We start from the raw sequence: 7,200 nt of genomic DNA on the forward strand, positions 1-7,200 counted from the left end.
CGGAAGGCGTCGCGGCGATGGATCAGGTGCACCTTGCTGGCGAAGCGGGTGAGGAACAGGGCCTCTTCGAGGGCGCTGTCGCCGCCGCCGACGACCCCGACCTCCTTGTCGCGGAAGAAGAAGCCGTCACACGTGGCGCACGCGCTAACGCCCCGGCCGCGCAGTCGGGTCTCGCTCTCGATGCCGAGCCAGATCGCCTCCGCGCCGGTGGCGACGATGACGGCCTGGGCCCGGTACTCGACGCCTGCGGCCCAGAGCCGGAAGGGGCGCTCGCCCAGGTCGACGCGCTCTACGTCCGCGTCCACGATCCGGGTTCCGAACCGCTCGGCTTGCTTGCGGAAGAGGGCCATCAGCTCCGGACCCTGGACTCCATCTGGGAAGCCCGGGTAGTTCTCGACGTCGCTCGTGATCATGAGCTGCCCGCCCGCCGCGATGCCGCCTAGGACGACCGGTTCAAGGTTGGCGCGCGCGGCGTAGATCGCGGCGGTGAGACCTGCCGGCCCCGACCCGACGATGACGACGCGGGCTTCTACGGGCTTGCCGGTTCCCGCGGCGATGGCCTGGCCGGCGGGCACGCTGCCGTCTCCGGCGGCGGGGATGAAGTTCAGGCTGATGCCGCCCAACAGGCGAGTGGTCTTGGGTTTCGCGTCGTCGCTCATGCCCTCATCCTAGCACGCGGCCGATACTCCTGGGGAGTATGCTGGTCGTGGCGGAGGTCGCCTACGGGTCTGATGGCGCAACGGTCGCCATCGACGGGGTCGCGCCCGCGACCGACGCGGCGGCAGTCGACGCGGGAGATGCGGTCTATGTGCTGCGCCACGGCCGCCAGACCAAGGTCAGCCTGCGCGATCTGACGCTCGACGAGGCTGGGGATCAAGGGCAAGGCGGGCTTGTGCGGGCGCCCATGCATGGCAAGGTGCTCAGCGTTTTGGTGGAGCAGGGCGTCCGCGTCAGGCGCGGCCAGCGTCTCGCCATCATCGAAGCCATGAAGATGGAAAACGAGATCCTCGCCCCGCGTGACTGCGTGGTCGGCGAGGTCCATGTCGAGGTCAACCAGTCCGTCAAGACAGGTGAGCCTCTCCTGAGGATGGAGTAGAGTTATGAGTGTTATTCTGGCTGCAATCAAGGGGTTCAGAAGTTTCTCCGGCATCTACAACTTCACGTGGGGCAACGCTGTCATGCTGGTTGTAGCCTGTGTGCTCATGTACCTGGCGATTGCCAAGGATTTCGAGCCGATCTTGCTGCTGCCGATTGCATTTGGCTGCTTTCTCGCCAACATCCCGGCGGCCAGGGGTTCCTTCTTCAGTATCAACCCCGACTATGTCCGTGACCTGACCGGCACCATCAAGCCGACGGCGCTGCTCGATTTCTTCTACTTTCTGGTCAAGTCCGAGATCTTGCCACCGCTCATTTTCCTGGGCATCGGTGCCATGACGGACTTCGGCCCGCTGCTGGCCAATCCCGTGTCGCTGCTGCTGGGTGCGTCTGCACAGTTTGGTGTCTTTGTTGCCATGGTCGTCGCTAAGATGCTGCAGTTCAGCATCGGTCAGGCGGGTGCCATTGGTATCATCGGAGGAGCGGACGGGCCGACGGCTATCTACACTGCCACCAAGCTTGCCCCGGAGCTGCTGGGTCCCATCGCTGTCGCCGCCTACACGTACATGTCCCTTGTGCCGTTGATCCAGCCACCCATCATGCGACTGCTGTCGACACATGAGATGCGCAGCACGGTTATGGAGCAGCTGCGCCCGGTCGGCAAACTCGAGCGTATCCTGTTCCCCATCGTCACGACCTTCGTCATCGCTATCCTGCTGCCACCGGTCGGGCCGCTCGTGGGCATGCTCATGCTGGGTAACCTGCTGCGTGAGAGCGGTGTGGTCGAGCGGCTCAGCAACACGGCCGCCAACGAGCTCATCAACATCTGCACGCTCTTTCTCGCCGTCGCCGTAGGCGCGTCCATGAACGCCACATCCTTCCTGAACCTCAAGACGCTCTATATTATCGGGCTGGGTGTTATCGCCTTCGGGTTCAGCACCGCGGGTGGGATGCTCCTGGGTGACCTCATGTGGGTGTTGTCTGGACACAAGATCAACCCGCTCATTGGTTCAGCGGGCGTGTCGGCAGTCCCCATGGCCGCGCGCGTCAGCCAGAAAGTCGGGCAGAAAGACAACCCTGCCAACTTCCTCCTCATGCATGCAATGGGTCCCAACGTCGCCGGCGTTATTGGTACCGCCGTCGCGGCGGGTATCATGATCAGCCTTCTGGGTCACTAGCAAGAGTGACCCTTCTCAATGGCGAGGCCGGCAGTGTAGAGCTGCCGGCCTTTTTGTTATTCTGGAGTGTCAGAAGGTCCAGAGGGTAATCAGGATTGTGGCTCAAATGCCTGCCAGATGGTCTCTGCGAGCAGGACGCCCTCCGCCACCAGTTCCTCGTCCAATGGACGTACAGCTTTTGGGTCCGGGATGTACCCCAGTACTTCGCTATGCCCGACGACGGAGGCTCCGCGCGCTATCAGCCGCTTCTCCAGCTTGGCGATGGTTCGCGGGTTGGCCGCGGTCCCGCCGACGGCGACGATGAATGTTTTCTTGTCCTTAAGGATCACATTGCTGATGAACGTCGTGACGGCAGGAGCTGGGTTGCCGATCCAGACCGGCGTCATGACCACGACCGCTTCAAACGGTTCGACAGTGTAGTCGGGGTCCACCAGCGTCGTCCCCAGGCGAAGTAGGGTGGCGAGCAGGGCACGAAACATTCCGCCGTTCTCCATCCTGCGGCTGTCCACCAGCTCCCGCAAGGTGCCTCCGGTCGCCTGTGCCAGTCCCCGGGCGATCTGTGCAGTCGACCCTTCCCGGCTGTAGAATACGATGAGAGTCTTCAGGCTACTGCTTCCTCTAGGGATGTTGCTGCATCAGGGCATCGTCGATGGCCTTGAGCGTGACCTTCTGACTGATGGTCGCACCCGTGATGACATCAACGAGGACGCCATGAGTCCGCAGGACCTCTGCTACAAGCGGGTCCATGTTGCCCAGCGGCCGCTGGAGGAACTCGACGGTCGTGATACCCTGCGAACCCAGTGTCACGCGGACCTTTGCAGCGACATGCCCGACGCGCGCGCTGCCATCATAGACACCGGGGTACCGGTACGAGATGACCGGCGACTGCAGGACCAGGGCGCTGGCCTGTCGCCGCAGCCAGGGACCATAGACGACCTGTGAGACGATGGAGCATGTCATGACCACAGCGACGAGAACCAGCAGTGTCCGGAGCAGCCGAGAGTGTCGACGCATGGTCAACCCTCCTCATTGTGAGGCTCTCGGAGCACGTCTGCAAAACGTTGACCCTCGTTCTGCAGTTCCTCTGCTGTGGCTGAAGGGCCCGCCTTTCCGGAGGAGTTGAGACCGTGGACGTGATGGACTCCGATGACCTGACCGCCTCGTGCCCGCGCCATCTTCTCCAGTTTGCTGGAGGTTGCAAGGTTTTCGCCGCTCTCGCCGAGCGCCACGATCAGGACCTTCTTGCCGGTCAGATTGACCGTCCGCAGGAACGTGTTGGCCGCCGGGGTGGGCTTGCCAACCCAGATGGGCGTCATGACGACGACGGTATCCCAGGCCGAAACGTCGAAGTTGGGATCGACTAGTCGGGCAGATCTGCCAAACAATGCAGCTATGGCGGCTGCAAACAGGTTTTTCCGAGCGTTTGCGTCCACGAGCTCGCGCAGAGTTCCCCCCACGCCATTAGCCAGTGCCTTGGCCACGGTCCTCGTCGATCCACTTCTGCTGTAGTACACGACCAGCGTCTGCATAAAACCCCCTTATGCTCGATAGCGCGGAGTCTCTCTTTCGAGTATCGTCCCTCAATTATTATAGAGTTGCACTGGCTACGCGCAAGAAGTCGTCTCGTATAGCGCAGGTGTTGCCGCCATGGGGTTCACGAGTATGATATTTGTTGGATGGATCGTGGTGGACGTGGTCGCACCGAATGTAGCATGCCAGATAGCACACTGAGACAGGGAGGACAATCATGACAGAAGAGCAGGGACGGGTACCTTCCATCGTGCGGGACGAGCTGTCTCTGGCTGACAGGCGCTTCCTGCTGACCCCCGGATGGGCACGCACTGCCGAAGACGTCTTGCGGGCATCCGCTACGTCGTTCGAGAGCTGGAGCGAGGTAGAGCGTGCAGATGCCGAGTGTCGTGAAGGGTTGATGCCTCTGTTCGGGACCGAGCAGGCTGGGATCGTTGTCGTTCCCGGAGCAGCATCCCTGGGCATGGAGGTCGCGGTCGTCGCAGCGTCACCTCCGGGTGCCGTGGTTCTTGTCCTGGGACACGGCCCGCAATGTGACCGCATCACCCACGTGGTGTCGCGTCGTGGCCGCGTGGCCGACGTCATGCAGGCGCAGGAAGGAGGCAGTGTTGACCTGCAGCTCCTGCGCACACGCCTGGCCGACATACGCCCGTCCACCATCGTCGTGTCCCACGTGGACGCCTGCAGCGGCATCGTCGCCCCACTTGACGACTATGCTGAGGTCATCCGCGAGGTCGCCCCGCAGACGCTGCTGGTCGTGGACGGGACATGGGCGACTGGCTGCATGGCCCAGCGCATGGACGACTGGCATGCCGACATCGTGTTCACGGACAGCGCCTCGACGCTGGGCGGGTGCTCGGGACTCGTGCTGGCAGCGGTGAGCAGCCGCGTGCGTGAGCGCAAGGTGCGACATGACGCAGCCGCGCCACTCTACATCGAACTGTCCCGGTGGTCCTCACCGACCGGCGCCGAGGTGCCCCCGAGTCTCGTCTTTGCGCTGCGCGCCGCCCTTGACCGTATCCATGCGGAGGGACTGCCGGCGCGGTTTGCGCGGTGCGATGGGGTTGCCCGGAGCTTCCGTGAGGAGGCTGCGGCCCATGGGTTCCGTGTCGTGGCGCCACCCGGGCACGAGGCCGTGACACTGACGGCTCTCAGGCCGCCGGCAGGGGTGGACATCCAGGACCTGCACACAGAGTTGGAGCGCCGAGGCGTCGACGTGGGCATGACCCCCACAGGTCTGGTTGTTGCGCATACAGGTGGCATCAGTCCTGACAACCTTCAGCATTTCTGGCACGCCGTGGAGGAACTGCACCTGCAGGCATAACAGAGCCAGGTCCCATCGACGTACTACAAGATGAAATCCTTCCGGGGAGGTTGGCTGATGATGGCAAGGTGCTGGTTGCTGATCATCCTGTGTGGGGTGATTATGCTCACCCTGGCCACGAGGCTCGTGTTCCGTGAGTTCGACTTTGGGACCTCCCTTCCCGTCGGCTTCCCCAGCGACGTCCCGATCGTCCTTGGTACTATCACGTCCTGCAAGACGGCGCGGAGTGACGACCTGGTGCGTGTCGTCGAGGTCCACATCCAATCCTACCTTTCCTTCCAGGACGTTGTGCAGTTCTACCGCAACGCGTTCGTCACTGGCGCGACGGAACACTGGAATGTCCCCGAGTTTCCCCTCGCCGGCACCGGCGCCACCGAGACGTCCAGTAATGCCCTCTTCGGCAAGAACACGGTCGTCGTGATGATCAACGCCACGGGGGCGACCACCAGCGTGCTGGTTCAGGTCCGGGGTACGTCCATCTTCACGTTGCCACGCTAGCTCCTTTGGGGTCAGCTGCTCATTGTGGCCTGAGTGGTACATTGGCAGGATTGTCGTATGGGCGGCGCCACCTATACTTGATGCTGCAAGTATGGATTCGGCCGACAAGCCGCAGGGCGGCAAAGGAGAGCACCATGGGACTGATCGCGAAGAACGAGGTTGGAGAGAAGGGCGTCATCCCCGCTGGGACGCATGTCGCACGCTGTTACGGCGTCATCGATCTGGGGACGCAGTACTCTGAGAAGTTCGGGAGGTGGGCGAACAAGATCATGATTCAGTTCGAACTGCCCGCGGACCTGACGGACGATGGACGTCCCTCCGTCATCTCCAAGACGTACACCCTCAGCCTCAACGACAAGGCTAGCCTGAAGAAAGACCTGGAATCGTGGCTTGGCCGTCCTGTCACGGCAGACGAAAAACGCGATGGGTTCGCCCTTGGTTCCATGCTGGGCGCCGCCTGTCTGCTTTCGATCCTCCACGGCGAGAACGCCGAGAAGGCATACGCATACATAGCGGGCGTGATGAGCGTCCCCGAGGGCATGGTTGTCCCCGACGCTGTCAACCCTGTGGTCCTGTACGATATCGACAATGGCGAAGACGCGGTCTACGCCAAGTTGTCCGACTGGGTCAAGAATCTCATCCAGCAGAGCAGGGAATTCAAGGGAGATAAAGAGCCGGCCAAGACGCCAGCCAGCGAGTAAGAACCTGCGCTGGACAGGAGTGATGTGAGATGCATACGGGCAAATTTGTAACGGCGATCAACTGTATGGACGGGAGAGTCCAGGAACCTGTCATCGCATGGATGAAAAACGAGTACACAGCACAATTCGTGGACCTGATTACCGAGGCCGGTCCAAACAGGGTTCTCTCAGCCAACAGCGATCAGGGCGCCATCGACTCGATCAAAAGCAGGATCGAAATATCAGTGAAGAACCATGGTTCGAACGTCATTGCGATTGTCGGGCACTACGACTGCGCTGGCAACCCGAACGGAAAAGAGTTCCAGGTGAACGACATCCTCGCAGCAAGAGAACTTGTGAAATCCTGGTATCCCGAATGCACAGTCCTGGGCTTGTGGGTGAACGATCACTGGAACGTCACCAGAGTCGACTGACGGAGGACAGGAGGTTGCCCCCACTGTCCTCCCGCAATATTCTGCTCCGCTCAGCCGGACGATGTACCACCCATGGTTCCTTTACCAGCTGACCCCAAAGACCCCAAAGGCTAGCCGATAATCAGATCCTCAAGAGACCGTTTCGGGACATGATGGGTTTCTTCGGCATCTCTCCAGTATTTGATGTCTCCATCCGCAGGGACAGGCTCAATAACAACGTGCTCCTTTGGCTTGCCAAGAGCTACAACGAACACGATTTCATATGTGTCGGGGATATTGAGCGCCTGTTTGAGACTGGGCTTGTTGACTGAAGCAATAATACAGCCACCAAGGCCTCGTTCTGTCGCTCCAAGGAGAATGCTTTGCGAGCAGATGCCGGCGTCCCAGTTGAAATTCGTAGAAATCTCCTTGTCTGCAAGCATGACGATATATGCTGAAGGGCGCTCTCCGACAGACGGTCC

The 7,200-nt window shown here is 61.3% G+C and carries 11 protein-coding genes; 6 read left to right on the forward strand and 5 right to left on the reverse strand.

Annotated elements, in window-relative coordinates; all coding sequences use genetic code 11:
* A partial coding sequence (locus tag SMC5_RS01135; protein WP_165848912.1) for an NAD(P)/FAD-dependent oxidoreductase occupies window positions 1–659 on the reverse strand: 659 nt, incomplete at its 3' end.
* 38 nt (window positions 660–697) lie between these two features.
* Between SMC5_RS01135 and SMC5_RS01140 the strand changes: the two genes are divergently transcribed.
* Window positions 698–1,096, forward strand: a complete 399-nt coding sequence (locus tag SMC5_RS01140) for an acetyl-CoA carboxylase biotin carboxyl carrier protein subunit (protein WP_119119254.1) — start codon at window positions 698–700, stop codon at window positions 1,094–1,096.
* Between the two features lie 4 nt (window positions 1,097–1,100).
* The gene (locus SMC5_RS01145; RefSeq protein WP_119119255.1) at window positions 1,101–2,273 is read left to right on the forward strand and encodes a sodium ion-translocating decarboxylase subunit beta; all 1,173 of its coding nucleotides are present in this window, start codon (window positions 1,101–1,103) and stop codon (window positions 2,271–2,273) included.
* Between the two features lie 89 nt (window positions 2,274–2,362).
* On the opposite strand, the gene SMC5_RS01150 is transcribed toward SMC5_RS01145, so the two are convergent.
* From SMC5_RS01150 to SMC5_RS01160, 3 genes are all read right to left on the reverse strand, one after another.
* Window positions 2,363–2,752, reverse strand: coding sequence for a flavodoxin family protein (locus SMC5_RS01150; RefSeq protein ID WP_126869115.1), 390 nt, complete (start codon window positions 2,750–2,752; stop codon window positions 2,363–2,365).
* Between the two features lie 139 nt (window positions 2,753–2,891).
* Complete coding sequence (locus SMC5_RS01155; RefSeq protein WP_119119257.1) at window positions 2,892–3,287, reverse strand: FMN-binding protein; 396 nt, start codon at window positions 3,285–3,287, stop codon at window positions 2,892–2,894.
* A 2-nt stretch (window positions 3,288–3,289) separates the two neighbouring features.
* A complete protein-coding gene (locus SMC5_RS01160; RefSeq protein WP_119119258.1) occupies window positions 3,290–3,802 on the reverse strand; it encodes a flavodoxin family protein in 513 nt (170 codons plus the stop codon).
* A 218-nt stretch (window positions 3,803–4,020) separates the two neighbouring features.
* On the opposite strand from SMC5_RS01160, the gene SMC5_RS01165 reads away from it, so the two are divergent.
* From SMC5_RS01165 to SMC5_RS01180, 4 genes are all read left to right on the forward strand, one after another.
* Window positions 4,021–5,127 (forward strand): aminotransferase class V-fold PLP-dependent enzyme, encoded by a 1,107-nt coding sequence (locus SMC5_RS01165; protein ID WP_119119259.1) that lies wholly within the window; start codon window positions 4,021–4,023, stop codon window positions 5,125–5,127.
* Between the two features lie 57 nt (window positions 5,128–5,184).
* On the forward strand, window positions 5,185–5,625 hold the full coding sequence (locus SMC5_RS01170) for a hypothetical protein (RefSeq protein WP_119119260.1): 441 nt from the start codon (window positions 5,185–5,187) through the stop codon (window positions 5,623–5,625).
* A 134-nt stretch (window positions 5,626–5,759) separates the two neighbouring features.
* Window positions 5,760–6,326 (forward strand): phage replication initiation protein, NGO0469 family, encoded by a 567-nt coding sequence (locus tag SMC5_RS01175; RefSeq protein ID WP_119119261.1) that lies wholly within the window; start codon window positions 5,760–5,762, stop codon window positions 6,324–6,326.
* Between the two features lie 29 nt (window positions 6,327–6,355).
* Entirely contained in the window at window positions 6,356–6,739 is a 384-nt protein-coding gene (locus SMC5_RS01180; protein WP_119119262.1) for a carbonic anhydrase, read from the forward strand.
* A 110-nt stretch (window positions 6,740–6,849) separates the two neighbouring features.
* Here SMC5_RS01180 and SMC5_RS01185 read toward each other — a convergent pair.
* On the reverse strand, window positions 6,850–7,200 hold a 351-nt coding region (locus SMC5_RS01185; protein ID WP_133299133.1), incomplete at its 5' end, for a nitroreductase family protein.

Origin of the sequence: Candidatus Cryosericum odellii, from assembly GCF_003570935.1 — a bacterium.
Taxonomy (GTDB): domain Bacteria; phylum Caldisericota; class Caldisericia; order Cryosericales; family Cryosericaceae; genus Cryosericum; species Cryosericum odellii.